Source organism: Halarcobacter anaerophilus, from assembly GCF_006459125.1.
In the GTDB taxonomy this organism is placed as follows: domain Bacteria; phylum Campylobacterota; class Campylobacteria; order Campylobacterales; family Arcobacteraceae; genus Halarcobacter; species Halarcobacter anaerophilus.
Window position 1 is genome coordinate 453799 of sequence record NZ_CP041070.1, and the last position, 26715, is coordinate 480513.

At 29.0% G+C, this 26715-nt stretch carries 23 protein-coding genes; 12 read left to right on the plus strand and 11 right to left on the minus strand.

All coding sequences use genetic code 11. The features are described from left to right. Nucleotides 1-16 precede the first annotated feature (16 nt). Nucleotides 17-1858, minus strand: a complete 1842-nt coding sequence (locus tag AANAER_RS02285; RefSeq protein ID WP_044416347.1) for a GGDEF domain-containing protein — start codon at nucleotides 1856-1858, stop codon at nucleotides 17-19. 114 nt (nucleotides 1859-1972) lie between these two features. Here AANAER_RS02285 and AANAER_RS02290 point away from each other — a divergent pair, with 114 nt between their 5' ends. Further along, nucleotides 1973-4711 (plus strand): RecB-like helicase, encoded by a 2739-nt coding sequence (locus tag AANAER_RS02290; protein ID WP_129082737.1) that lies wholly within the window; start codon nucleotides 1973-1975, stop codon nucleotides 4709-4711. Here AANAER_RS02290 and AANAER_RS02295 read toward each other — a convergent pair. The 6 genes from AANAER_RS02295 to AANAER_RS02320 form a co-directional block, all read right to left on the minus strand. Next, nucleotides 4704-5270 (minus strand): thiamine phosphate synthase, encoded by a 567-nt coding sequence (locus tag AANAER_RS02295; RefSeq protein ID WP_129082738.1) that lies wholly within the window; start codon nucleotides 5268-5270, stop codon nucleotides 4704-4706. The genes AANAER_RS02290 and AANAER_RS02295 overlap by 8 nt on opposite strands. A gap of 151 nt (nucleotides 5271-5421) precedes the next feature. Then, a complete protein-coding gene (locus AANAER_RS02300; RefSeq protein ID WP_044416341.1) occupies nucleotides 5422-6108 on the minus strand; it encodes a F0F1 ATP synthase subunit A in 687 nt (228 codons plus the stop codon). 91 nt (nucleotides 6109-6199) lie between these two features. Continuing rightward, the gene (gene ilvA, locus AANAER_RS02305; RefSeq protein ID WP_129082739.1) at nucleotides 6200-7405 is read right to left on the minus strand and encodes a threonine ammonia-lyase; all 1206 of its coding nucleotides are present in this window, start codon (nucleotides 7403-7405) and stop codon (nucleotides 6200-6202) included. Nucleotides 7406-7478: 73 nt separating this feature from the next. After that, a complete protein-coding gene (locus AANAER_RS02310; protein WP_129082740.1) occupies nucleotides 7479-8519 on the minus strand; it encodes a DUF4885 family protein in 1041 nt (346 codons plus the stop codon). Nucleotides 8520-8689: 170 nt separating this feature from the next. Then, on the minus strand, nucleotides 8690-10963 hold the full coding sequence (gene metE, locus AANAER_RS02315) for a 5-methyltetrahydropteroyltriglutamate--homocysteine S-methyltransferase (protein ID WP_129082741.1): 2274 nt from the start codon (nucleotides 10961-10963) through the stop codon (nucleotides 8690-8692). Nucleotides 10964-11013: 50 nt separating this feature from the next. Beyond that, complete coding sequence (locus AANAER_RS02320) at nucleotides 11014-11364, minus strand: hypothetical protein (protein WP_044416334.1); 351 nt, start codon at nucleotides 11362-11364, stop codon at nucleotides 11014-11016. A gap of 122 nt (nucleotides 11365-11486) precedes the next feature. Between AANAER_RS02320 and trmD the strand changes: the two genes are divergently transcribed. From trmD to AANAER_RS02345, 5 genes are all read left to right on the plus strand, one after another. Then, nucleotides 11487-12164, plus strand: coding sequence for a tRNA (guanosine(37)-N1)-methyltransferase TrmD (trmD, locus tag AANAER_RS02325; protein ID WP_129082742.1), 678 nt, complete (start codon nucleotides 11487-11489; stop codon nucleotides 12162-12164). After that, complete coding sequence (gene rplS, locus AANAER_RS02330) at nucleotides 12161-12517, plus strand: 50S ribosomal protein L19 (RefSeq protein WP_044416332.1); 357 nt, start codon at nucleotides 12161-12163, stop codon at nucleotides 12515-12517. The genes trmD and rplS overlap by 4 nt, the downstream gene beginning before the upstream one ends. A 33-nt stretch (nucleotides 12518-12550) precedes the next feature. Continuing rightward, nucleotides 12551-13087 carry a nucleoside phosphorylase gene (locus tag AANAER_RS02335; RefSeq protein ID WP_129082743.1) on the plus strand — a complete coding sequence of 179 codons (537 nt, stop codon included), beginning with the start codon at nucleotides 12551-12553 and terminating at the stop codon, nucleotides 13085-13087. Continuing rightward, on the plus strand, nucleotides 13069-14337 hold the full coding sequence (locus AANAER_RS02340; protein ID WP_228711176.1) for an SPL family radical SAM protein: 1269 nt from the start codon (nucleotides 13069-13071) through the stop codon (nucleotides 14335-14337). The genes AANAER_RS02335 and AANAER_RS02340 overlap by 19 nt, the downstream gene beginning before the upstream one ends. A gap of 80 nt (nucleotides 14338-14417) precedes the next feature. Continuing rightward, the gene (locus AANAER_RS02345) at nucleotides 14418-15155 is read left to right on the plus strand and encodes a hypothetical protein (RefSeq protein WP_129082745.1); all 738 of its coding nucleotides are present in this window, start codon (nucleotides 14418-14420) and stop codon (nucleotides 15153-15155) included. 165 nt (nucleotides 15156-15320) lie between these two features. Here AANAER_RS02345 and ehuA read toward each other — a convergent pair whose 3' ends face one another. Genes ehuA through ehuB form a run of 4 tightly spaced genes read right to left on the minus strand, consistent with a single transcriptional unit; the run spans nucleotide 15321 to nucleotide 18274 of the window. After that, nucleotides 15321-16100, minus strand: a complete 780-nt coding sequence (gene ehuA / locus AANAER_RS02350; RefSeq protein ID WP_129082746.1) for an ectoine/hydroxyectoine ABC transporter ATP-binding protein EhuA — start codon at nucleotides 16098-16100, stop codon at nucleotides 15321-15323. 8 nt (nucleotides 16101-16108) lie between these two features. Then, nucleotides 16109-16786, minus strand: a complete 678-nt coding sequence (ehuD, locus tag AANAER_RS02355) for an ectoine/hydroxyectoine ABC transporter permease subunit EhuD (protein ID WP_129082747.1) — start codon at nucleotides 16784-16786, stop codon at nucleotides 16109-16111. Beyond that, nucleotides 16779-17441: an ectoine/hydroxyectoine ABC transporter permease subunit EhuC gene (ehuC, locus tag AANAER_RS02360; RefSeq protein ID WP_129082748.1), complete on the minus strand. Its 663-nt coding sequence runs from the start codon at nucleotides 17439-17441 to the stop codon at nucleotides 16779-16781. Before ehuC ends, ehuD begins: the two co-directional genes overlap by 8 nt. After that, nucleotides 17441-18274 carry an ectoine/hydroxyectoine ABC transporter substrate-binding protein EhuB gene (ehuB, locus tag AANAER_RS02365; protein ID WP_129082749.1) on the minus strand — a complete coding sequence of 278 codons (834 nt, stop codon included), beginning with the start codon at nucleotides 18272-18274 and terminating at the stop codon, nucleotides 17441-17443. Before ehuB ends, ehuC begins: the two co-directional genes overlap by 1 nt. Before the next feature lie 257 nt (nucleotides 18275-18531). Here ehuB and AANAER_RS02370 point away from each other — a divergent pair, with 257 nt between their 5' ends. From AANAER_RS02370 to AANAER_RS02395, 6 genes are all read left to right on the plus strand, one after another. After that, entirely contained in the window at nucleotides 18532-21279 is a 2748-nt protein-coding gene (locus AANAER_RS02370) for a PAS domain-containing sensor histidine kinase (RefSeq protein ID WP_129082750.1), read from the plus strand. A 282-nt stretch (nucleotides 21280-21561) separates the two neighbouring features. Further along, nucleotides 21562-22134, plus strand: a complete 573-nt coding sequence (locus tag AANAER_RS02375) for a peroxiredoxin (RefSeq protein WP_407646604.1) — start codon at nucleotides 21562-21564, stop codon at nucleotides 22132-22134. A gap of 166 nt (nucleotides 22135-22300) precedes the next feature. Continuing rightward, nucleotides 22301-22924, plus strand: coding sequence for a DedA family protein (locus AANAER_RS02380; protein ID WP_129082865.1), 624 nt, complete (start codon nucleotides 22301-22303; stop codon nucleotides 22922-22924). Beyond that, nucleotides 22921-23562, plus strand: a complete 642-nt coding sequence (locus tag AANAER_RS02385; RefSeq protein ID WP_129082866.1) for an SDR family oxidoreductase — start codon at nucleotides 22921-22923, stop codon at nucleotides 23560-23562. Before AANAER_RS02380 ends, AANAER_RS02385 begins: the two co-directional genes overlap by 4 nt. 101 nt (nucleotides 23563-23663) lie before the next feature. Next, a complete protein-coding gene (locus tag AANAER_RS02390; protein ID WP_129082867.1) occupies nucleotides 23664-24404 on the plus strand; it encodes a substrate-binding periplasmic protein in 741 nt (246 codons plus the stop codon). 1 nt (nucleotide 24405) lies between these two features. Continuing rightward, a complete protein-coding gene (locus tag AANAER_RS02395) occupies nucleotides 24406-26706 on the plus strand; it encodes an ATP-binding protein (protein ID WP_129082868.1) in 2301 nt (766 codons plus the stop codon). Nucleotides 26707-26715 lie beyond the last annotated feature (9 nt).

Genomic DNA, 26715 nt, shown 5'->3' on the forward strand with positions numbered 1-26715 from the left:
CGATTATATCTAAACTTTACTTAGATTTATTTTGGATATTTAGTATAGATTTATTAAATCTAAAGACATTGTTCCTTCCGCTGTTTTTGGCTTTATAAAGGGCTAAGTCGGCAAATTTAATAGCCTCATTTATACTATGGGAATCTTTTGGATACATAGATATTCCAATGCTGAGTGTTTTTTTTATTGCTCTTATTTCTCCTGTTTGAATAGGAGTATTTGAAAAATTAATACGTATTTTCTCTGCAATATCTTTTATATAAGTTTCATCGCAATTATAAAGCAGAATCATAAACTCTTCTCCTCCGTATCTAATTGCAATATCCGATTCTCTTATATTCTCTTTTAAGGTTTGTGCAACAATTTTTAGGGCATTGTCTCCTACATCATGACCGTAAGTGTCATTTATAACCTTAAAAAAATCTATATCTAGCATTAGTATTCCGTATTGAACTTCCAATCTGCTTGTTTGTGCGGTTATTTTAGGAATTGTATCTTCCAAATATTTTCTATTGAATAATCCTGTAAGTGCATCTGTTTGGGCGTTTTTCTCCAACATTAAAAGCAACTTTTTACTTACTATAACTGTTTTGGCAACATCAATATAATCTTTTATATAAGCAATAAAGTTTTCTACACTTACTTCTTCATCTTTTGTATGTATTGAAACAATTAGATCAAGTTCATTTGATATAGAGTAGGGGATACAGTAGTAGTTGTGTTTTTTATTGCAAGAGTTATACGCAGGGCAGATATTTCTAAACTGCGTGGAGTCAATTATACTGTTTGTTCTATCTGCTCTACATCCCTCTTTTAAAATATTACAAAAAATACTTTTTTCTTTGTGTACCAAAGTAATTTTCCCGTTTATGGTATTTGCTTCAAAAAGATTAAAATCTTCTATGGGGGTTTTCTCTTTTATTATTTGAGCCAATCTACTATAAATCTGTCCTAGGGTTTTATCATACTCTATAGCTTTTCTAAAATTATAAACATCAATAAGTCTTTCTACGGTATTTTTTACATTTACTAAAGGATCCCTTTGTTTTTTAGTATAATTTTTTGATAAAAATGTAGAGATTTTATTGTCTATTGAAATAAGGGTTTTTTCTAATTTTTCTAAAAAATTGTTTATCCATACGGCTACATCTTCCGATTCTTTAGTTTTCATATCCGTAATACGATATGAATAATCTCCTTTTTGGGCTTTATTCATAACTTTTTTAATTGATTCAAAAAGAATTAGAAAGGGTGAAATAATAATATTCAAGATAAATATTATTAGAATCGTTAAAACAAGTGCAATGGCAATAGTGTTTGCTACTGTTTTTATTCCCGCTTGTTTGGAGTCGTCAACAGACATTTGTATAGTAATTGCACCTAAAGTATCTCCCTCTTTTGCATTGCTATGACAAGAGATACAGTTGATTTTACCTCTGCTTGTTGCTTTGTAAGGGATAGTAATTCTAAAAGTGCTTTGGGAAAATATATTTTCATTAATTACTCTTTTACTTTTCCCCGTTTTTAAAACTTCTTCGTCTATAGAGTCTTTTACATGTTCTGAAAGTAAACCCTCTCCGTATAACTCTATTACTTTTTGTCCTCGGCTCAGCCAGATATTATCAATATTGGGAATATTTTTCAGTTGGCTTAAAAAGAGTGCTCTGTCATCTATTACTCCTGATACCATTTGGGAAGTTAAAGAGTGTTCTACCGTTTTTGCTATTGCATGGGCTTTGTCGTCGATTGATTTTAAACCGTAATCTCTAAAGTTATAAATCATATCGGCAGTAATAAGAAGGAACATAAAACCTATAACAGTTATAACTAAAAAAAATATTTTATTTTTTGTTTTCATTAACACCGGCTTATAATTTAAAAATAGATTTATTATAACACTAAGTATTTAATTTAAAGTTAATTTTAAGTAAAAAAGTTGTGAAAATTAATTTTAATTATGTATTATTTCATTATGAAACGATTTTTAGCATTAAAAGCAAGTGCAGGAAGCGGAAAAACTTTTGCACTGACTGTTCGATATATTACACTGTTATTACTTGGGGCTAGACCTAAAGAGATACTTACTCTTACTTTTACAAATAAAGCAGCAAATGAGATGAGTGAGAGAATCTATAATACGCTTTTAAATTTGGGAGAAGATGAGGCTTACTTAAATGAAATAGCAAAACAGTCGAATCTTACAAAAGAGAAGATATTAGAAAAAAAAGAAATTCTTGTTGATATGTATACAAATGCAACTCTATCAATATTTACCATTGATAAATTTATAAATATGATATTAAGAGAGTTTTGCGGATATATAGGAATAAGCGATGATTTTGAAATAAAAGAGGATGATTCAGAGGCTTTAAGTATTAAATTTTTAGAATCGCTTAGTTTGGAAGCTTTTGATAAGTTAGTAGATTTTCAAATTTATGAAAAGAAAAAATACAGTTCTTTATTTGATATTTTTCAAAATTTGCTGGAAAAAAATGAAGATATAGAGACTGTAAATATTGATGCTAGTTTAATAACGCTTCAAAAGCAGACTATATTAGATGAAGCTTATAAAATAAAAGAGTTTATTTTAAACTCTCCGCAAGCTTCGGACGCTGCTAAAAATGCAGTTGATTTTAACTCTTTTGAAGAACTATTAGCTAAAGGGAAAACTTGGCTTAGCAAAGATAGTGCAGCAGAGTTTAGAACTTTTAAAAAATGCTCGAATGAACTTTTAGAAAGCTTTTTTACAAAAGTAAAAAGTGAATTAAAAATTTATTATAAAATAAGAGCAGGATATAGTATAAGCAGACTTTTTGAACTCTTTAAGCTTTTTAAAGAGTATAAATTGAAATATAATATTTCAAAAAACTATTTGCATTTTAGCGATATTTCAAATTTGACCTATGAACTTCTTTCAAAAAAAATAGACAAAGAGTTTTTATATTTTAGATTAGACTCAAAATTTTCTCATATTTTAATTGATGAGTTTCAAGATACCTCTTTGTTACAGTATAAAATTTTACAACCTTTAATTGAAGAGATTTTATCGGCAGGTGGGTTTAAAAGTTTCTTTTACGTAGGAGATACAAAACAGTCTATATATAGATTTAGAGGCGGTAAAAGAGAACTTTTTGATTATGTACTAAAATCAAATCCGCAAGTTGAGGTTGAGATTTTAAATACAAATTACAGATCTTGCGAAAATATAGTGAATTTTGTAAATAACTCTTTTAATAAACTCTCTTCTTATGAATATTATGACCAAATGTCCGTACATAAAAGCGGGTTTATAGAAGTGTTGGAAGATAGCGCTTTATTAGAAGAAGAGAAGTACGTAAATATTGCAAAAAAAGTATCTTCTTTAATGCAAAAGGGTGTAAACAGCAATGATATAGCAATCTTAACATATACAAACGATGATGTTTTAAGTATCTATTCATATCTAAAAAAAATGTTTCCTTCCCTTAAAATATCTACGGAAATGACTTCAAAACTTATAAATCAAGAGAATGTAAAAGCTTTAATAAATATGGTGAAATTTTTATATTTTAAAGAGGATTTATATAAAGAGAACGTAAATGCTATATTGGGAAAAGAGCCTTCTAGTTCTCTTGAAATTTTAATTGATATAAAAAGAGGAACGACCCAAGAACTTCTGTATAAAATAGCAAATGTACTTAATATAACAGATGAGAATGTAATAAAATTAATAGAGCTTAGTAACAAATATAAAAATATAGTAGAGTTTGTTTATGAAATTGATAAATTAGAGGCTTCAATCGAAAACTCGGAGCAGAGAGGACTTCAAATTTTGACAATTTTCAAATCAAAAGGTTTGGAGTTTCATACCGTACTTTTAATTGATAGGATAAAACAGAAAAATGCAGACAGAGGCTCTTTGCTTTTTGAGTATGATAATGTAGAACTAAAAAATATATATTATAAAATCTCGGGACTTGAAAACTATAATGAAGAGTATAAAAAAGCTTTAGAAAAAGAGAGAGCTCTGGCATATGAAGACGAGTTAAATATCTTATATGTTGCTTTAACCAGAGCCAAGAAAAATATGGTAGTTTTTAAAAAAGAGCATAAAAATTCTGTTTTTAATCTGCTTGATTTGAATGTCCAGCAAATAGGTGAAGTCGTAAAAAGCGAAAATAAAACCATAAATTATGAAAAGAGTGAAAAGGTTATTTATAAACCTCTAAATTTGGGAGTTCAGGAAAAACCTGTATCAAAAGAGGATGATGATAAAGAGTACTCTTTATATTCAAGATATTTTGGAATAGCAACACACTACTGTTTGGAAATGATGAATGAATTTAATGAAAAATCACTAAATAATGCAATAAATCTTACAAAAAACAGATTTTCAAGTTTTCTTAAAAACAGTGATTTTGAAAGTATTAAAAAAAGAGTTACAAAACTTTTAGAAAACGGTAAGTTTCAAGATATAGTAAAAAATGCAACTTTTAATAAAGAGCAATCTTTATTGTATAACGGAGAATTAAAGATTATAGATTTATTGGCAATCAAAGAGAACAGCTACTATATTTTTGATTATAAAACCACAAAAGATGAATTAGATGAACATCAAATTCAAGTAAAACAGTATAAAAAGGCTATAGAAGAGATTGAAGAGTGTAAGAACGTATATACTTATATAATCTATTTAAAAGATGAAAAAGCTGTTTTAAAAGAGATTATATAAAATATCTAATAGAGGCAAAACCGTAAGCTTTGCTCTTTTTTATCTCTTCAATCTGCTCTTTTGATATTATCCCTCCCAAAGCAATAATATTAAGATCTTCATAGAGGTTTACAATCTCTTTTAGATTGCTTATTCCTTTTGGTTCTCCTTTATTAGGAGTTCTAAATATAGGTGAGTATGTAACTGCGTTTGCATGAAATTGCATAGCCATATCCAAGTCCTTAAAAGTGTGGCAGGATATAACTGTATAAAGGTCCAACTTTTTAGCCTCTTTTATTTTATCAAATTGTGATGAGGTCAGATGTACACCGTGGGCTTTAAGTTTATAACTTAGATTATAGTTGCTGTTTAATAAAATTTTATTTATATTATTCTCTTTGCAAACATTAACAAAAATCTTTGCCAACTCTTCATAATTGTTTGATTCTTTATCTCTAAAACACGCCATATTAACTTGTTTTTGTTTTAAGACTTTAGTTAAATTTTTTCTAAAAAGTTCGGGATTGTCAGAGTAGTATTTTGGATCGGTTATTAAATAATTAATAAAATCATGATTCATCGTTTCAAAAGACCTTTATTTCTAATGATTTTATAATAGATTTAATTAAAACTATACTTAATTTCAAAATTAATTTAATATTGTTTTGACATAAAAAAAGGGAAAAAGATAGAACTCTTTTTCCCTTTTTTATTAGTAAGTAAGAAGTTTTCTAGTGATCTTCTTCTTCCATCATAATTGAACCGGCAATATAAACATATGTTAAAATACTGAAAATAAATGCTTGTAAGAATCCAAATGCAGTAAGCATAAAGAAACCTGCCATAGGTAATAACCAAGGTACTAACATTAAAAGTACAAGTGTAAACATATCATCCCCTTTGATTGAACCAAAAAGTCTGAATGATAATGAAATTATTCTTGATAAGTGTGAAATAATTTCGATAGGGAACATTAAAGGTGCTAATACAGGCATTGGTCCCATAAAATGTTTAAAATAGTTGATAAAACCATTTTTTTTGATACCTAAGTAGTTATAATATACAAATACAATAAGAGCTAAACTTAACGTAAAGTTGATATTTGCAGTAGGTGATTCAAAACCAGGAATAATACCAATCATATTACTAAAGAAAATAACTAATGCTAATGAACCGATTAGAGGTAAATATCTTCTAGCATTCTCTTCTCCCATTGTATCAGCTCCCATACTGATAACTCCACCGATAAATGTTTCTAATAGATTTTGTGAACCGGTTGGAACCAGTTGCATCTTTCTTGTTGCAGCTCTAGCTAATAGGAATATTATCCCGATAACTAAAACAAAGTGTGATAAGATAAGCCATTCTTGCCCGTGACCACCGATAGCACCTAAGAATGTAAATACTCTTTCTTCCATTGTTTTCCTTTTGCGATTTCTTTCTTTGACTAAAATATCAGATATTATATATTTTATTTTCTAAATTTTTTCTAAATATGAAAAATAAAATTTAGATTTGTTTATATCTGTAACCATTTTGTTTTAATTTTTCTTTAATCTCTCTTTGGTGATCTTCACCTTTTGTTTCAAGTGCGATTGTTATATGAGCTTCACCGAATTCAAGTTTAATAGAGTCTCTGTCATAATCTATTTGAACAATATTTGCTCCGCAATCTCTGAAAATTTCCGATAATTCTGTTAAAGAACCCGGTTTGTCTCTAAGAGTTATAAGCAGATTCATTTTTCTGTATGATTTAACCAAACCTTTTTCAATAATTTGAGAAAGCATTGTTACGTCAATATTTCCGCCGCTGATTATTGAACATACTTTTGAATCTTCAACATCTACTTTTTCATGCATAATTGCAGCAGTTGCAGCAGCTCCTGCTCCTTCAACTACTAATTTATGTTTTTCTAGCAAAAATAAAACGGCATTTGCTATTTCATTATCGCTTACTTCTACGATATGGTCAACATATTCTAATATTATATTAAGCAGTTTTGGATTTACGTCACGTACTGCAATACCGTCTGCAATAGTTCTAACAGAGACTGAATCTATAGGCATTTGTGCCTTATATGATTCTTTCATTCCTCTTGCACCGCTTGCTACTACTCCGATTATTTTAATATCGGGATTTATACTCTTTGCCGCGATTGCAATTCCTGCAATTAATCCGCCACCGCCTATTGGAACAATGATCTGTTTTAAATCAGGAACTTCTTTTAAAATTTCTAAAGCAATAGTTCCTTGTCCAGCAATAACGTCATCATCGGCAAATGGATGAATAAACTCTTTGTTATGCTCTTTACAAAATTTCATTGAAGCTTCATAGGCTTCATCAAAATTTTCTCCTGTTAAAACAACATTTGCACCATACGATTTTACACCGCTAACTTTTGTAAGAGGTGTTGCTTCAGGCATAAAAATTGTTGCTTCACAACCAAAATGTTGTGCTGAAAATGCAACACCTTGTGCATGATTTCCTGCACTTGCCGCAACTACTCCTCTATCTCTTTTCTCTTTAGAAAGATTAGCGATTCTATTAAATGCACCTCTTAATTTAAAGCTTCCTGTTAATTGTAAATTTTCTTTTTTTAAGTATATTTCACTATTAAAATTTTCACTTAAAATAGGGGCTTTTGTCATAGGTGTAGCTTCAACTACACTTTCAAGATTTTTTTGTGCTTCTTTTATATTATCTACTGTAATCATTTTACGCTTCTTTAAAAATTTTATGGGATTTTATCAAAAAATTGATTAAAGGCTAGAAATTTAAGTTTATTATTTAAACATAAATAAATTCATCTGCTTTAGAAGCTTTTAACTGTTCAATCCATTGAGTCTGTCCTGTTCCGAAGTTTTCACTTTGCCCTACATCATAAAAAGAGTTGTTTTCATAATCAATTGATAAAATTAAATCAGGCACAGAATTGAAACCGTTTTGGGCTAACTCATATAAATCTTTTCCATATGAAGATATCATATACTTTTTTGAGAATTCAGGTATTGAGTCACTGTCTCTCACATTTTTTGAATATATTTCAAAAATATCAGTTCCATCATTTGTGACAAACTTTCCGTCAACAATATCTAAATCTCTAAGATTATATCCTGTTATATCTTGCATCTCACGAATTAGATTAAATCTACTAAATTTTTCATGACTATATTGCATTGAATCATCTGAACGACTTGATATAATGTGATAAAATAATCCTTTTGCATTCTCTTTATCTAATAATTCTTCTAAAACTTTTTTCATCTCAAGATCTTCTGTTCCGCTTACACTTACCTTATAATCATTTGGATCTATTGTGAATCTAAGTTTTGTATTTTGAGGTATTGTAATATTGTTGGAATCTAATAATTGTTGAAACTGTTCATTTACTGCTTGTCTATTATAGGCTTTTTCTTTTGCTACTTCTACATCACCGTAAAGAGGTCCCATGCCTCTAAAAATTGGATCGCCATAATTTATATTTGATGCACCTAGGTTTAAATATTGTATTTCCGTTCCGGAAGCAATTCTTCTTTCTTGTCTTGTTAATCCTTCTATATAATAAGGAGAAGAAGGTAGATAATATTTGTCAGAAATATGAGCATAAGGATTTGCAAATTTTTTATTCTCTTCATTTACCTTTGAATAATAGGCTGTATGTAAAGCTCTTCTTTTATCTGATTCACTCTCATACTCATTTCTTGCTTGAATAACCGGTTCTTCATCTGAAATTTTATTTTCCTCAGTTTTATTGGATTCTTTTGAAAGAGAATTTATTTTATTATTTGAGTTTTGTATAAATGTATGTGTATTTGAATTTATAATCATGGAAACTCCTTATACTTAACAATTCTTAGATATAGTTTAATTATAATATTTTAAAACTTTATCTATATTAAATTTATTTAACTAAAGATTATAAAAAAATATTTGTAAGTATTATGTTAAAAGAAGTTTACTAAAAATTAAAAAAGAGAGTTTAAAACTCTCTTTTATATTTAGCTGTTTCTTATAATGTTTACAGCTTCTACCATATTTTTTAAACTTGGTTTTACCTCTTCCCATTTTCTTGTTTTTAGTCCGCAATCCGGATTTATCCATAATTGCTCTTTTGGTAGTACTTCAAGCAGAAGTTTTATCTGCTCTACCATCTCTTGCACACTTGGAACTCTTGGGCTGTGAATATCATAAACTCCGGGTCCTACTTCTTGTTTATATCCTACTTCTTTAAATATTTTAAGAAGTTCATTTCCGCTTCTGGCTGTCTCTATTGAGATAACATCTGCATCCATAGCTTCAATAGTTTTAATAATATCGTTAAACTCGCTATAACACATATGTGTATGGATTTGAGTCTCTTTTTTTGCACTGCTAACACATATTTTGAAATCTCTTACAGCCCAATCCTCATAGGTTTTTATCTTTTTTTCTCTTAGAGGATAACCTTCTTTAAATGCTGCTTCATCAACTTGAATAATTTTTATTCCGGCATTTTGTAAATCATTAATCTCATCGCTTAGAGCAACTGCTATTTGTTTTGATACTTCGCTTCTTGGTTTATCATCTCTTACAAATGACCAGTTTAAGATTGTAACAGGACCTGTTAACATACCTTTCATGATTTTTTTTGTTTTACTTTGAGCATAAGTAATCCAATCTACCGTCATAGGTTTTGGTCTGCTTATATCTCCAAAAATAAAAGGAGGTTTTACGCATCTGCTTCCATATGATTGTACCCATCCGTTTTGAGAAAATCCGTAACCTTTTAGTTGTTCTCCAAAATATTCAACCATATCGTTTCTCTCAGGTTCTCCGTGAACTAAGACTTCAAGACCGCATTCTTCTTGAAAAGCAATACAATCATCAATATAGGTTTTCATATCTTTTTCATAAGTTTCATATGAAATCTCACCTTTTTTGAAATCTCTTCTTGATTTTCTAATCTCAGGAGTTTGAGGAAAAGAACCGATAGTTGTTGTTGCTAAATCTTTATAACCTAAAAGCTCTCTTTGGATTTTTATTCTCTCTTCAAATTTTCCGTCTCTGTTTAGTTTGGTAAAGTTATCAACTCTTTCTTGAACCTCTTTGTCATGAATTAAATCTGAAGTTTTTCTATTTTTGTTGTTTTTTCTGTTTTCTTCAAGTGCTTTTGCCTCTTCATTGCTTAAGTTTTCAATTCCGTCAAAAAATACTTTTGCAAGTAGATTAATCTCATCAAGTTTTTCTACAGAGAAACTAAGCCAGCTTTTGATATTTTCATCCATTTTAACTTCATATTTAAGTGTAAAAGGTGTATGAAGCAGTGAGCAAGATGATGAAATTAGAATATTCTCTTTTGAAACAACATTTGAAATCTCTTCTAAAAGTTTTAATGTTGTATCAATATCGTTTTTCCAAATATTTCTTCCGTCAACAACTCCCGCAACAAGTTTTTTACCGCTATTTTGAATCTCTTCTAAAACTTGAAGATTATCCTTTCCGTAAACAAAATCAAGTCCTAATCCCCAAACAGGAGTTTGTGTTAAGATTTTTGTTGCTTCATTTGAGTGTTCAAAATATGTTGTTACAATAAGTTTGATATTATTTGTAACCATTGAAAGTTCATCATACGTCGGTTTTATAAGACTTAATACTTTTGCTTCATTATCTTTTGCAAAAATCGGTTCATCGATTTGAACTGTTATTACTTCATCAAGTTTAGAAATCTCTTTAAAAAGTTCTTTATATACAGGAAGAATTTTACCTAAAAGTTCAAAAGTGTCACCTCTGTCAACTCTTTTTGAAAGAGCTAAAAATGTTATGGGACCTATTAGATTGATTTTAGTTTTTATTCCAAGATTTTTTGCTTCATTATATTCATTGATTATTTTTGAAGCGTTTAATTTATACTCATCTTCCAAACTTAATTCAGGAACTATATAGTGATAGTTTGTATTAAACCATTTTGTCATCTCCATAGCAACACTGTTTTTATTTCCTCTTGCCATTGAGAAATATAACTCTTCTGCTTTTAGATTTTGAAATCTTTTGGGAATGGCATTTAACATAATCGAAGTATCTAATACATTGTCATATAGTGAAAAATCATTTGAACTTATATATTCAATTCCTGCATCTTTTTGATATTCCCAATGTTTTTGTTTTAAGTTACTTGATACTTTTTCAACTTCATCAAATGAGCATTTTTTTGCCCAAAAACTCTCCAATACTTTTTTAAGTTCTCTTTTTTCTCCAATTCTTGGAAATCCAACAACATAACTTTTTGTTGACATAGTTATTATCCTTTTATATTAATATAGTGTTTTGATTTATTTTTATAAATTTAAAAAAGGGTAATAAAAGGAGGGTGAACGCCTGTTCTTCTAAAAGCAAAATATGTCGTATAATAAGGACAACGAGGTATAAATTTGAAATTAGATATTGCTAGTTTTGTTTTTAATTTAAAAAAACAATCACAATGGCAAGGTTTAGAACACACCTCAAATGTACAACTACTTAGAAGAAACTCTTCTAACGGAGGTGCTTCATCATCTTCTTCATTTAGATAGTTTTGATTAAATTGTTTGATTTTTTTAGAGCGTGCTTCATTATCACATAATTTTTTTGCAGCAGAATATATAGTAATTGCTGCTAATGAAAAATAGTTTTTCTTAAAACCTTTTATATGTTTCAACTTTGCCCTTTAAAAAAAGAAAATATAAGTTAATAAAGCTTAATTTTAGATAAAAACTATTATGGTAAACTTTCAAAAAAGATAAAGGAGTAACACACTTAAACAAAAAGTGTGAAAAAAAGTTGAAATTTACATTTGTAACACTATTTCCTAAACTAATTGAACCCTATTTTTATGATTCAATTTTAAAAAGAGCCGTTGAAGCGGATTTTATAAGTTATGAGTTTTATAATCCGAGAGATTTTACTAAAAACAAACATCTTAAAGTAGATTCTCCTATGGTCGGAGGAGGAGCAGGTATGCTTATGAACTGCCAGCCTCTTTTTGATTGTTTGGATAAAATAAAAGAAGAGAATCCGGAAGCATATATAATTTTTCCATTGGCTGCTGCTAAACCTTTTAAGCAAAATGATGCGAAAAGATTGGCAAAGAAAAAAAATATTGTTTTTGTAAGCGGAAGATATGAAGGAATAGATGAAAGAGTGATAGAAAAATATGCAAATGAATTGTTTTCAATAGGAGAATTTATATTAACAGGCGGAGAATTACCCTCTTTGGTGATGGCAGATGCAATTTCAAGAAATATTAAAGGTGTGCTTGGAAATGCCGATTCTTTGGAGGTTGAGAGCTATGAAAACAATCTTTTGGAAGCTCCTTCTTTTGCCAAACCTGAAATTTTCCAAAATTTAAGTGTCGTTAAAGAATTCTTAAAGGGAAATCATAGTAAAATTTCCGACTTAAAATTCCAGATGTCAATTTGTAAAACAAAATATTATAGACCTAATAAGGAAAAGAGATGAAAAATAGATATATTGCAAGTTTTGAAGCAGCACAAATGGAGTCTAAAGAGATCCCTCAATTTAGAGCAGGAGATACTGTAAGACTTGGTGTTGAAATTAAAGAAGGTGAGAAAAAAAGAGTTCAAGCTTACGAAGGTATCGTAATTGCTAGAAGCGGAAACGGTGTAGATGCAACATTTACTGTAAGAAAAATCGGAGCTAACTCAATCGGTGTTGAGAGAATTTTCCCATTATATTCTGAATCAATCAAAACTTTTGAAGTTGTAAGAAGAGGTAAAGTAAGAAGAGCTAAATTACATTACCTAAGAGGTCTTACCGGAAAAGCTGCAAGAATTAAAGAACTTAAAAAGTAATCTAACTAAGGCTTTGTCCTTAGTTTTACTTTCATGGCTAAAACTTTAATTTATACTGCATTACTTTCAGAAGCACAGCCTGTAATTAATTTTTTAAAATTAAAACAGGATAACTCTACTCAAAATTTACCCCAATCAAACAAACTTTTTAAAGATGAAAACGATAAATATTTGCTAATAGTATCTGGTGTCGGCAAAGATAATTGTATAAAATCTTTAGAGTTTGTTTATAAAAATTATAAGATTTCTAAAGCTGTTAATATAGGGATTGCAGGGTGCAGTGATTCTTCTATAAAAGTAGGTACTCTCTTTTGTACGAATAGATTACTTCCTAAAATTAATTTCGCTCCTGTTACAACTCTTGATAAACCTCTTGATAGTGATGAGAGTTTGGAAACTCTTTTAGTAGATATGGAAGCAAAATATTTTTGCGAATTTTCAAAAAAATATTGTAAAGATATCTATTGTTTTAAAGTAGTGTCCGATTATTTAGATATAAAAATACCTAAAAAAGCTTTTGTTATAGAGATAATTGAAAAGTGCAAAGAGGAATGGAAAAAATATTTATGAGTTATAAAGAGAAATTTGAACAATCTTTAACCAAAACAAATTTTAAAAATCTTTCAAAAGAGAATCAAGAGTTTATTACAAAAAAAGCTTTTCTTTATGAATTCTCTTTCCAAGAATTAAAACAGCTTATAGATTTTGCAATAGATTTTAAAATGTGGCATGAAGAGGATATAAGTAAACACTTTAAAGAAGAGTATCCAAACAGGAAAAATGCTTTTAATGATATAAGAACAAAATGGAATGAACTGAAAAACAGACCAAACTCTTATACTAAATTTACAAAAGATTTATATAAAGATGATGTAAGAAAATTCTCTTTTACCAAATTTGAAGGAGAAAAAACAGCTCTTGGTTCTTGCCCTGTTGCAAGTCCTAATACGAGATGTTGTAATCTTTTAACACTGGATGCCGTTCAGTCTTGCGGTTTTGATTGTTCATACTGTTCTATTCAATCTTTTTATAATCAAGATAAAATAGGTTTTGATGCGAATTTTAAAAAAAATTTGGAAAACTTAAAATTAGACCCCAATGAGATTTATCATATAGGAACAGGTCAAAGTTCAGACTCTCTTATGTGGGGAAACAAAGAGGGAGTTTTGGATGCTCTTTTTGAATTTGCAAGAAAAAATCCAAATGTGATACTTGAATTTAAAACAAAATCAAACAATATAAAATATATTTTGGAAAATGAAGTTCCTAAAAATATAATCTGCACTTGGTCTTTAAATACTCAAACAATAATTGAAAATGAGGAGCATTTGGCTGCATCACTGAATCAAAGAATTGAAGCTGCAAAAAAAGTTAGCAACAAAGGTGTATTAGTAGGTTTTCATTTTCATCCAATAGTTCAATATGAAAATTATTTAAGCGAATATGAGGAAGTTTACAAAACTTTGATTAATAGTTTTGATCCTAAAAAAGTAGCTTTAGTCTCTTTTGGAACACTTACTTTTATAAAACCTGTTATAAATAAAATAAGAAGCAGAAACTTCAAATCAAAAATTTTGCAAATGCCTATGGTAGATGCAAACGGCAAACAATCATACCCTTTAGATATAAAAAGGGAGATGTTTAAATCAGCATATGATACTTTCAAACCTTGGCATAAAGATGTATATTTTTATCTTTGTATGGAAGATCAATCTTTATGGAAAGATGTATTTGGTTATGAATACATAAGCAATAATCAAATGGAAGAGTTTATGAAAATGTCTTATATGAATAAAATCAAGCTAAATTCAAGTATATAGACTTCATATTAAGAGATGTAAAAATCAATATTTTTTATTATTAAGTAATGTATAATATAATTAATATAGGAGAATATTAAATGCCTCAAATAAGAAATACAAAAATACAAGATATAAAACATCAAATAAATCAATCACAATTATTTTCGATTAACGATTTTAAATTTGATTTTCCAGATGAAGATGAAATTTTAGTAAAAATCATTTTTAGAGCTTCAAATAAATATTTGTTTTCTATTTTTGATGATTATACTATAAAAAAAGAACCAACGCCATTGTTTGGACTATCCTTTACTCAACCAAGTTATAGTAAAGAGAAAGTGTTACAAGTTAAGATGAGTCCTGGTAATGATAAAAATATAGAGGTATTGAAAATTGATAATCTTGATGAAGGAATAGGGAAAATTAGTTCTTGGCTTTATAATTTAGATGAAGATTTAAAATGTGAAAATTTATTTGATGAAATGGAAAATTCTTCAAATATTGATGACTTTGAAGAAGTTCTTAATAAAAAGTTTACAAATGAGAATGAAAAATTTACAAATGAAGAAAAAGAGAATTTAATAAAAAAAATTAGTGAACTTCAAGAAAGAATTGAAAAACTTGAAGATGAAAATAAATCTATACCATCTTTTGATAAAAAGAAAGAAGAATCAATTAAATCATTTGAAGAAAGTAAAAAAGAAATAAATTTATATCCAAAAAAAGCTTGGTGGTTAAAAACATACAATAGATTTCAAACTATGGATAAATGGTTTACTTTAGCAAATAAATTAACAAGTAATATAAAAGATTTGTTAGAAAATATACAAAACTAATAGATTAAAATTAAATTTTATATCTTGGGTTTTTTAGTCCCCAAAATCTTAATTGTCTTATAAAAAAGTATCTAATAAATTTTCTAAAGAAGCTGAGATAAAAGTAAAAGATTATTATCTTTGGTTTTTAAATAATTACATGTAAATACAAAAAATCTCGGATAATTAATTATTATCCGAAAGATATCTATGTAAGAACTCTTTTGTTCTCTCTTCTTTGGGATTTTCAAAAATTTCTTCAGGAGTTCCTTCTTCTACGAATTTTCCTTTGTCAAAAAAACATATTCTATCACTTATTTCTCTTGCAAATGCCATTTCATGAGTTACTAAAAGCATTGTTTGTTTATGTTTTTGTGCCAGATTTCTAATAATATCTAAAACTTCTCCTACAAGTTCAGGATCAAGTGCAGAGGTTATTTCATCTAATAAAAGAACTTTCGGTCTCATTGCAAGAGCTCTTGCAATTGCAACTCTTTGTTTTTGTCCTCCGGATAAATTTGCAGGATATTCATCCATTTTATCTTCCAATCCTACTAAGCACAGCAGATCTTTAGCTCTTTTTTTAGCCTCTTGTTTTGATAATCCTAATGAATAAACAGGAGCTTCCGTAACATTTCTAAGTACGCTCATATGGGGAAAAAGATTAAAGTGCTGAAAAACCATTCCAAAATTTTTTCTAACTTCTCTTAGATATTTAGGAGAGGCTTTTCTTTTTTTGCCATCTTTTTCTTCATGCCACATAGGTGTATTGTTTATATAAACTTCTCCTTCATCTATAGTTTCCAAAGTCATTAATATTCTAAGAAGAGTACTTTTCCCGCTTCCGCTTGCGCCTATTATGGTAACTATTTCATTCTCTTTTACGCTAAAGTTAAAATTTTCAAAAATAGTGACATCATTAAACTTTTTTGTTATATTTCTAAACTCTATTAAATTATTATCCATCTTTTTCCCTATTTTAAAGCTATTCCGTTTTTAGGAAGAGCTTTTTCTACTTTTTTAATACAAAATGCGGCAACTAAACTAATAAGTAAAAACAGTAAACCTACTATCGTAAAAGGTTCTAAATATCTAAAGTTTTCACTTCCTAAGATTTTTGCCATCTGCATCATTTCTAAAACCGTAATTGCCGATAACTGTGGTGTTTCTTTAAACATTGCAACAATATAGTTTCCCAACGCAGGAATTACGGGAGGAATAGCTTGGGGTATTATTACATCTTTATATGTTCTATAAGGGGATAAATTTAAAGCAATACTTGCTTCCCATTGTCCATTGTCTATACCTTCAATTCCCGTTCTGTAAACTTCAGACATATAAGCTGCATAGTGAAGTGCAATTGCAATAACTCCTGTCATAAAAGGTGACATATCAACTCCGTAATCGGGAAAAACATAATATAAAAAATATATTTGTACCAATAAAGGAGTTGATCTTACAAACTCTATAATAAAGCCTGTGGACTTTGATATAATCTTATATTTACTTCTTCTAAGCAAAGCAAAAACAAGACCTAAAATCAAAGCAATTAGTGAACCTATCAATGTTGCATTTATAGTAATATGTAAAGCATCGAGCAAATCAGGTAAAATCTCTTTTGTATAATCCCAGTCCCAATATAACTCATCCATTTGCGACCTTTCTATCCAATTTTGCTCTTAATTTTCTCTCAAAACTTTTTATACAGTAAGAGAAAAATTGTGCTATTAAAAAATAGATTATTAGTAAAAGAGTAAAGATTTCTGCCGTTTGCATTGTTTGATCGATTAAAAGTTTACCTTCGTAAGTCAATTCGGCAATAGTGATTAAAGAGACTAAAGAAGTCGCTTTTAAAAGTTCTATTAAATAGTTTCCAAAAGGAGGCAGCATAGATACGAAAGCCTGAGGGATAATTACTCTTTTATACATATCAAATTTTGTAAAATTAAGAGCAAGGGCTGCTTCATATTGTCCTTTATCAACGGAATTTATAGCTCCTCTTACAACTTCTGCACCGTAACTTCCCAAATTTAATCCAAGACCGATTACCGCTGCTGTGTAGGCATCTAGTGTAATACCGAAAAAAGGCATTACAAAATAGATCCAGTAAAGTTGTATAAGAATTGATGTCCCTCTAAAAAACTCTATATATGCTATTGCAATAGATCTTATTAAAAAAACATTTGAGATACGTCCTAAACCTGCAATAAATGAAAGTATTAAAGATAATATCGCAGATAAAACAGTTATTTGAAGTGTTACCCAAGCTCCGTTTAGGAGATTGGGAAGAAAGTCTAAAATAGTCATTATTTACCGCAAAGCTCTTGAGAAGTTTTGCCGTTTGTTAAAGTAGCTTTTCCAAAACCGTAAACCGAAACAGCTTCTATATGCTCTTTAGTACCTAAATATTTTGCCAGCTCTTTATCAAAGGCTTTTTTCATAGAAGGTTCATTTCTTCTAAATCCAAATGCTCCGTAACCTTTTACCTCTTTACCGTCAATTATCGGGTCTTTAAAAGGAAGTGCCTGCTGAACCGAAGCTTCTTTTTTTGCAAGCTCAAGCATTGTTAAGTGTGTCCCTGCTAAAGCGTCGATTCTTCCTGTTTTAAGTGCTGCCAAACCGCTTGGATAATCCGGAAAATTTATTGTTTGAGATCTTTTTATTCCCGTTTCTTTTGCATAAGTACTCTCTATTGCTCCTGCCATTACTCCAAGTTTGATTGAATCATTTTTTGCCACATCTTCAAAACTGTGAAGATTTTTTGGATTACCTTTTTTTACTAAGAAGCTTTCTCCTATTGCATAAGTAGGATTTGAAAAAAGAACTTGTCTGCATCTTTTGGGTGTTATATACATTCCTGCTGAAATCATATCAAATCTTCCTGCTTTAAGTCCCGGGATAAGTGAACCAAATTCGGTAACTACTGCTTTAACATTTGTAATTCCAAGTTTTTTTAAAATTGCTAAAGCAACAGTCGGAGCTTCTCCTTTTAACTCTCCATTTGCATCTTTATACCCGTAAGGTATCTCATTTGCAAAACCGATTGTAATAGTTTTACTCTTTTGATATTTGCTTAAAGCATCTTCACCAAAAACATTTGTAATCAGTAAAAAGAACAAAAGTATTGATATCTTTTTCATATTTACTCCTTTTAAATTTTGTTTTATAATACAAAAATAGTCTTAAGTATGTAATAAAATTACATAAACTATGTAAAATAATATCATATAAAGTGTATTCAATGGTTCTATTTGATGTATAAAATATAAAGTTTTTAAATTTTTAAAAGTTAGGGGAAAAGAAAAATAATAATTATTAAAGTCGGTAAAATAATTTTCAAATATTAAATTTTGTGATATAATGGAAACTTTTATAATAAAATAATTTGGACTTAACTATGCCGGAAGAACACTATTTAAAAAAAGAGTTAGACGAGAACTTAAAAGACAATTTATCTATTTTTGAATTTATACAATCAGGTTCTCTTGACGGAATTTGGTATTGGGATTTAGAAAAACCTGAAAACCAATGGATGAGTGAAAAATTTTGGAGAGTACTTGGGTACGATCCTAAAACAAAAAAACATCTCTCTTCTGAATGGCAAAAATTAGTGAGAAAAGAAGATTTAGACTTAGCACTTGAAAATTTCCATAAACATATTGAAGATGAAACTCACCCTTATGATCAAATAATGAGATACAGACATGCTGACGGTTCTACAGCTTGGATTAGATGTAGAGGAATGGCAATTCGAGATAAAAACGGCAAAGCAATAAGAATGATAGGTGCTCATAATGATATGACGGTATTTATGGATACTCTTAAAAAATTAGGAGAATATGACGGGCTTGAACGTTTAAATAAAAATCTGACAAAAAAATATAATAAAGAGCATAAACAAAGACTTGAAGTTCAAAAAGAGAATAAAGATAGTGAAAGGTATATAAAACTAATAGATAAGTTTATAATCACTTCAACAGTTGATACTAAAGGAAATATAGTAAACGTATCAAGTGCTTTTTGTAAAATCTCGGGATATTCAAAAAAGGAGCTGTTAGGCAATCCCCATTGGAAAACATTATATCCCGATGAAAACATTAATAGCCTAAAAGATTTGGAAGAACTTACAAAAAACGGTAAAACGTGGGAAGGTGAAATAAAAAATCTTAAAAAAGACGGAACAACATACTGGGTAAAATCAACCATTGCTCCTATTCTTGACGATAATAAAAATCTTATAGGTTATTCAACTTTAAGCAGCGATATTACCGATAAAAATATTATCAAACAAAATAATCTGGAATTAAAAACAATAAAAGAGACTCTTGATAATGCAGTGAAAATAGCCAAACTTGGTACATGGGAGTGGAATTTATCAAAAGATTTGTTAAAGTTTTCAAAAATAGCTTATGAAATTTTCGGTTTAGATCAAAGCAGTTCAATCGCTTTTGACACTCTTAGAAATTTTGTAGTAAAAGAGGATAGAAAAAGATATAAAAGAATAATAAATAGAGCATTAAAGAAAAAAATTCCTTTCTCTTTTGAATATAGAATCTACAGAGGTTTTGAAATAAGAAAACTCTGGGTAATAGGAAATCCTATTATTGAAAACAAAAAAGTGATAAGAGTATCGGGAGTTATTCAAGATATTACTGAATTAAAACAAGTAGAAGAGGAGTTAAAAGAGGCTCAAAAAATTGCCAGAATAGGGCATTATAACTACAATTTAAAAGAGAATATTTTTACAAACTCATACATTATAGATGAAATTTTCGGTTTTGATGAAAAAAGAGAAAAGAACTTTAAATATTGGCTTTATTCAGTTTACGAAGGTGATAGAAAAAGAGTAAAAAAATATCTAAATAAAGTTTACAGGGCAAAAGAAAAATTTGATACGGAGTATAGAGTAGTAGATGAAAAAACAAAAGGCATAAAATGGGTTCATATGTTAGGCGAACTCTCTTTTGACAGAGACGGAAATATTACGACTTTTTTTGGAACAATACAGGATATAACAAAAAGAAAAGAGCTAGAGAGTAATCTTCTACAAGCTCATAACGTATTTGAAAATACCCATGACGGTATTTTAGTAACGGATGAAAAAGGTAATATTTTAAATGTCAATAACTCTTTTGAGAAAATAACAGGATATAAACTTCAAGAGGTAATCGGTTTAAATCCATCAATTTTAAAATCCGGAGTCCATGATGATAATTTTTACAAGGATTTATGGAGAGAGGTTAGAATAAACGGCTATTGGAGCGGTGAAATTCATAATAAGAAGAAAAACGGGAAAATCTATCAAGAGTTGTTAACGGTAAATGCAATTTATGACGAAAACGGCAATGTAGGAAATTATATAGGATTATTTAGCGATATTACCAAACAAAAAAAACAGGATAAACTGATTCTTCAACAATCACGTACGGCAGCAATCGGTGAGATGTTGGAGAATATTGCCCATCAATGGCGACAGCCTTTATCGATAATCTCTACTTCAGCGACCGGATTAAAATTTTTATTGGAAATGGATCCTGAAGAAAAAGTTCCTAAAAACAGAGTTTTAAATGTATTGGAAGATATAAACAATTATACGCAATATCTTTCAAATACAATAGAAGATTTTAGAAGTTTCTTTAAAGGGGATATGACAAAGATTGAGAGATTTAATATAAAAAATACTCTTGAAAAAATTGCTAATTTGACAAAAGACTCTTTTATGCACAATTTTATTACATTGGTTGATGAAACTTCTGATGAAGATATTTTTATAGAGAATAATGAAAATATTTTAACTCAAGCATTGATTAATATCTATAACAATGCAAAAGATGCTTTGGTTGAGTATGTAAAAGAGAAAGATAAATACTTTTTTATATCTGTAGAGATAAAAGAAGATACTCTTTATCTGCATTTTAAAGACAATGCGGGAGGAATAAGCAAAAATATAATGAATCAAATTTTTGACCCGTATTTTACGACAAAACATGAATCTATAGGTACAGGGCTTGGTTTGTATATGACTTATCAAATTATTACAAAGCAGATAAAAGGAACAATAGAAGTACATAATGTGAATTTTGAATATAAAAATAAAACATATAAAGGAGCGGAATTTATAATAGGTCTTCCTTATGAAAGCTAGTTCTTGCTTTATTATATAACTATATCTTATATTAAATTTATAATATAAACTTATTAAAAACTTACAATTTAATTATAATAACTTTTATTAAACGATAATTATTTTCCTTTAGCTATACTTTCATTAACTTTTAAACAAGGAGTTAAAAAGATGGCATGCGACACAGGAGCAAAAGCAATAGAAGAGACAAAAGTTTCAAATGAAGAGAATAAAAAAAATATAGAAAAAAAGGAAGAAAAAATGAGTTCAAGTTTAGTATTAAGAAAAGTACCTGAGTTTAAAATGGATGCGTATGATGCAAAAACAGGTCATTATACAGAAGTTAGCAGTGAAGATTATAAAGGTAAATGGCATGTAGTTTGTTTTTATCCGGCAGATTTTACCTTTGTTTGTCCAACAGAGATTGCGGCAATGAATGCAAAATATGATGAGTTTCAAGAGTTAGGAGTAGAGATTTTAGCAGTATCAACAGATACAAAATTTTCTCACAAAAGATTTGTAGAGACTGAGCCATTATTAAAAGATTTAAAACTAACAATAGGTGCAGACGGTACAGGAGAAGTAAGTAGAGCATTTGGAGTAATGATAGAAGAAGAAGGGCAAGCACTAAGAGGAAGATTTTTAATAAATCCAGACGGTGTAGTTGTAGCACAAGAGGTACAAGCTCCAATGGTAGGAAGAAACGTAAAAGAGTTTTTAAGACAAGTAAAAGCTTGGCAGCATGCAAGTAAAACAGGAGAGGTTTGTCCTGCTGGATGGACTCCTGGTAAAAAAACACTTCCAGTTAATACTGACGTTGAGCAAATGACGGGTAGAGTCGGTGACTACATTACTATTGATGAAATTATGGCTTAATAAAAGTTTAGGGTAATATCCCTAAACTTCACAGCTGTAGTTAAATTGATATTTTTTATCTTGGTTACTAACATTATTTAACTACAGCTCTGAGGTTTAGCCTCTATCGAAAATTAACAATTCTTTTGATAAACTCACAATTATTTTACATATCAAGGGAAATTTAATGCTACATGAAATTGTTGATTTTATAGTAAATACCGTAAGCTCTTTAGGTTATACGGGAATATTTATAATGATGTTTTTAGAGAGTTCTTTTTTCCCTTTCCCATCAGAAGTTGTAATGGTTCCTGCGGGATATTTGGCATTTAAAGGTGAAATGAATATTTTTCTTGCAATCTTTTCAGGAATCGCCGGAAGTTTGTCCGGAGCTATTTTTAACTATCTTCTAGCCTTAAAATTCGGAAGAGCTTTTCTAAGTAGATACGGTAAATATGTTTTAGTAAAAGAAGAGACTCTAAACAAAATGGAAGATTTTTTTGCAAAACACGGACATATTTCTACTTTTAGCGGAAGATTGATCCCTGCTGTTAGACAATATATCTCTTTGCCTGCGGGACTGGCTAAAATGAATTTATGGAAATTCTCTTTATATACAAGTTTAGGTGCCGGAATTTGGGTTTTAATACTTACTTTATTAGGATATTTTATCGGTTCAAATCAGACGCTTATTGATGAATATTTAAGAGTTATAATAATTACGATTTTAGTTTTACTTGCAATTCTTATACTTTTTTACATTAGAATTAAAATGAAAAAAGGGATTATCAAAAAAGGAAAACAGAAGTGAAAAATGCAATAGTTACGGGATATTCCTCAGGAATAGGGGAAGCTATTTGTAAAATTTTGGAAGAGAATGATTTTACTGTTCTAAAACTAAAAACAAGACTTGAAGATAGTTTGAATTTAGAAAAAGAGGTAAAGCAGTTATTAAAAAACCATGATTTGGAACTTTTGGTAAATTGTGCAGGGTTAGGCGTTTTTAAACCCCATGAAGAGATTAGCGTAGAAAAGATAAAAGAGTTAATAGACGTAAATCTAACGGCTCCTATTCTTTTATGTAATCTTTGTTTAAGAGCTTTAAAAAAAACAAAAGGACATATAATAAATATCTCTTCTATTGAGGCAACTAGACACTCAAAATTTTCTGCTCTTTATACGGCAACAAAAGCGGGACTGCGAAATTTCTCTTTATCTTTATTTGAAGAGCTTAGACGTTCAGACGTAAAAGTTACGAATATAAATCCTGATCTAACTAAAACGAATTTTTTTGATGAACTTAATTTTGAACCTTCAAGTGCAAAAAATGCTCATTTATTACCTGAGGAGATTGCAAAAGCAGTGATAAATATAATAAAATTTGACGGTGTGATAACAGATATTACTCTTCGTCCACAACGATTAGAGATAAAAAAAGTAAAAAAATAGTCAAAAAAAAGATTCTCTGTATATATTTTAATGCTTTTTGTAACCAGAAAGTAAGCTTTTTTCTGTAAAATATGTATATTTGATTAAAAAAGAGAATTCTAATGAAAAAGATTATTTTTTTACTTTCTATTTTTATATATTTTCAAGCAGCACCTCTTCCTAACTTTAAAATTATGACTGAAAATTATCCTCCTTTAAATATGGAGAATAAAAAAGGAGAATTAACGGGTATAGGAGTTGAAGTCTTTGATGAAATGCTTAAACGCGTAGGCTCAAAACAATCAAAGAAGGATTTTGAACTAATGCCTTGGTCAAGAGCTTATAATATAGTAAAACAGAAAAAGAATACCGTTCTTTTTACAACTTCAAGAACAAAACAAAGAGAAAACCTTTTTAAATGGGTGGGACCTTTCGGATACAGTATTAACGGACTTATTGCAAGAAAAGATTCTCATATAAAAATCAACTCCTTAAAAGATTTAAACAAGTATCAAGTAGGTACGGTTTTAAACGATGTAGGTGAACTTATACTTCTTGATAACGGTATTTCCAAAAACAATATTCAATCAGTATCGGGTAAAAATGCGATTTTAAAATCTATTAGAAAACTTGATGCCAAAAGAATTGATCTGTTTTCTTACGGAATCGATATGGCAAAATGGGATATGAAAGCAAACGGCATATCTTTTGATGATTATGAAGTGGTTTATGAATTAAAAAGGTTCAGTCAATACTTTACTTTTAATAAACAAACGCCTGATTACATTATAAAAATGTTCCAAGAAGCTTTAGAAAGCATGAAAAAAGACGGAACATTAGAAAAAATTGTTTCAAAATATTAAAATGAAATTAACATATAGAATAATAATTCCTCTTGTTCTGATTGTAACAATTCTTTTTACTATTCTTTTACTCTTTTTTATAAACAGTGAAAAGAAAATTATGAAAGAGGCGCAAGAGCGTAATTTTACGAAAATAATAGAACAGTTTGAAAAAGATAAACAAATTAGACTTCAAGAAGAGAAAAAAAGTTTGGAGTTTATTACTAAAACCATATCAAGAGTAAGCTCAAAATATCTTTATGATTTTGATATAGAGTCTATTGGACGGACGTTAAAAAACTTTTTGGAAGTAGCAAATATAAAAGCAATAGAAGTTTATGAAAAAGGTTCCAGTGATATTTTTTATGCTCTTTATAAAGAGGGAAAGAGTATTAAAAGAGACTTTAAAAATGCAAATACTTTGAAAAAAAGTCTAAAAAGTATTATGCAGGATATATATTGGGAAGAGAATAATCTTAATTTAGGTTTTGTTGTTGTTTATTATGATGATAAAGAGATTATATCTCAGTTTAAAAAATCAGAAGATACTCTTTTTAAAAAATTAGAACAGAGTAATAAAAAACAAGAAGAGGATACGAACTCGGCAATTTTAAACCAAATTTTTATTTTGGTACTTATTGCATTGATTTTGTTTGTAATGGTTTTTTATCTTACTTACAAAAGAGTTTTAAATCCTCTTAAGATTTTGAACAACGGTTTAAACGACTTTTTTCTTTTTTTACAAAATAAAAAAGATTATGCAAATGCAATAGAAATTGATACGGATGACGAATTCGGGAAAATGGCAAAAAGTTTAAATGAAAACATAAGTGTAAGTGCCAAACTTCATGAAGAGATTTTTCAGTTAAATACAAATCTTGAAGAGAGAATTTTAGAAAGAACTAAAAAAATTTCAACTTTATTGGATAATGCAGACCAAGGCTTTTTATCTTTTTCTAAAAATTTAGTTATAGATCAAGAGTATTCACAAGAGTGCGAAAAAATATTTAAGAAAAATATTGCAGGATTAAAAATCGGGAAGTTGTTATATTCTGAAAATGAAGAGAAAAGAGAGTTTTTTGAAGAGACTTTAAGCTCTCTATTCGGAGAATCAAATGAACTAAAAATAAAAAATATATTATCTTTGCTTCAAAATGAGTTTAGAATAAACAGAAAAGCAATTCACGTAAAATACAAACTTGTTGAAGCCGATAGATTTATGCTTATTTTTACGGATATAACTGCCCAAAAAATATTAGAAAAAAGAGTTTTAAAAGAGAGAGATACTCTTAAAATGATAGTTTCTGTTATAACAGACAGCGATGAGTTTTTTGAACTAATAGATGAGTTTGAAAATTTTTGTAAAAAAGGTGAAGCTATTATCGATAAGAGTAAAACTGCACTTAACAATACTACAATTTTATATAGAACTATACATACTTTTAAAGGGCTCTTTTCTCAAAAAGAGATGAAATTTGTAGTTAAAAAACTGCATGAATTTGAATCTTTATTGTCAAAACTTTTAAAATCTCAAGACAACAGCAATGCTTATTTAGTAGAACTTATTAAAAGTGCGGATTTTAAAACATATTTGGATGAAGAGCTCAATACCATAAAATCAATTTTGGGAGACGAACTATTTAATAAAAGAGGTAAAATAGTCGTAGAAGAGGAGACTTTATCAAAAATTGAGGATGAAATCTATAAAATCTCACAAAAAAGCGGACTTTTTAAAGAGTATGAACATGTAATTGAAGATATTAAAAGTTTGAAAAACAGACCTATTTATCTTATGTTTAATTCATATGCAAAACTTGTATCTCAATTAAGTGCCCAGTTAAATAAACATATTTATCCTTTGGATGTTATTGTTAGTAAAGATCTTTTGGTAAAAGAGGAGATAAAACCTTTTATAAAATCCTTAGTACATGTTTTTAGAAATTGTGTAGATCACGGAATTGAGAGTATGGAAGAGAGATTTGAAAAAGATAAAGATGAAATAGGAACAATCAGCTGCTCGATTTTTGAAGAGAATGAAGAGTTGCATATACTTATAGCTGATGACGGGAAAGGTATAGATCTTGATAAATTGACTCTAAAAGCTAAATCTTTGGGAATAGATACCTCAAAGATGAAAAAAGAGGATATACTAGAGCTTATTTTTAAAGATAAAATATCAACAAGCGATGAGGTAAGCAGTATTTCAGGAAGAGGAATAGGTATGTCTGCGGTGAAAGACGAGTTAGAGAAATTAAACGGTAATGTAAATATTACTACACAAAAAGATATCGGTACGACTTTTGAATTTATAATCCCAAAATAAGGAGCATGT

Coding starts and splice junctions, on each gene's coding strand:
- AANAER_RS02335 (WP_129082743.1), top strand. CDS start 12,551: ATGGCTAAAACTTTAATTTATACTGCATTACTTTCAGAAGCACAGCCT.
- ehuA (WP_129082746.1), bottom strand. CDS start 16,100: ATGGATAATAATTTAATAGAGTTTAGAAATATAACAAAAAAGTTTAAT.
- AANAER_RS02395 (WP_129082868.1), top strand. CDS start 24,406: ATGAAATTAACATATAGAATAATAATTCCTCTTGTTCTGATTGTAACA.
- AANAER_RS02290 (WP_129082737.1), top strand. CDS start 1,973: ATGAAACGATTTTTAGCATTAAAAGCAAGTGCAGGAAGCGGAAAAACT.
- AANAER_RS02345 (WP_129082745.1), top strand. CDS start 14,418: ATGCCTCAAATAAGAAATACAAAAATACAAGATATAAAACATCAAATA.
- ehuB (WP_129082749.1), bottom strand. CDS start 18,274: ATGAAAAAGATATCAATACTTTTGTTCTTTTTACTGATTACAAATGTT.
- AANAER_RS02375 (WP_407646604.1), top strand. CDS start 21,562: ATGGATGCGTATGATGCAAAAACAGGTCATTATACAGAAGTTAGCAGT.
- AANAER_RS02285 (WP_044416347.1), bottom strand. CDS start 1,858: ATGAAAACAAAAAATAAAATATTTTTTTTAGTTATAACTGTTATAGGT.
- AANAER_RS02295 (WP_129082738.1), bottom strand. CDS start 5,270: ATGAATCATGATTTTATTAATTATTTAATAACCGATCCAAAATACTAC.
- AANAER_RS02310 (WP_129082740.1), bottom strand. CDS start 8,519: ATGATTATAAATTCAAATACACATACATTTATACAAAACTCAAATAAT.
- metE (WP_129082741.1), bottom strand. CDS start 10,963: ATGTCAACAAAAAGTTATGTTGTTGGATTTCCAAGAATTGGAGAAAAA.
- rplS (WP_044416332.1), top strand. CDS start 12,161: ATGAAAAATAGATATATTGCAAGTTTTGAAGCAGCACAAATGGAGTCT.
- AANAER_RS02340 (WP_228711176.1), top strand. CDS start 13,069: ATGGAAAAAATATTTATGAGTTATAAAGAGAAATTTGAACAATCTTTA.
- ilvA (WP_129082739.1), bottom strand. CDS start 7,405: ATGATTACAGTAGATAATATAAAAGAAGCACAAAAAAATCTTGAAAGT.
- AANAER_RS02380 (WP_129082865.1), top strand. CDS start 22,301: ATGCTACATGAAATTGTTGATTTTATAGTAAATACCGTAAGCTCTTTA.
- AANAER_RS02370 (WP_129082750.1), top strand. CDS start 18,532: ATGCCGGAAGAACACTATTTAAAAAAAGAGTTAGACGAGAACTTAAAA.
- AANAER_RS02390 (WP_129082867.1), top strand. CDS start 23,664: ATGAAAAAGATTATTTTTTTACTTTCTATTTTTATATATTTTCAAGCA.
- ehuD (WP_129082747.1), bottom strand. CDS start 16,786: ATGGATGAGTTATATTGGGACTGGGATTATACAAAAGAGATTTTACCT.
- AANAER_RS02300 (WP_044416341.1), bottom strand. CDS start 6,108: ATGGAAGAAAGAGTATTTACATTCTTAGGTGCTATCGGTGGTCACGGG.
- ehuC (WP_129082748.1), bottom strand. CDS start 17,441: ATGACTATTTTAGACTTTCTTCCCAATCTCCTAAACGGAGCTTGGGTA.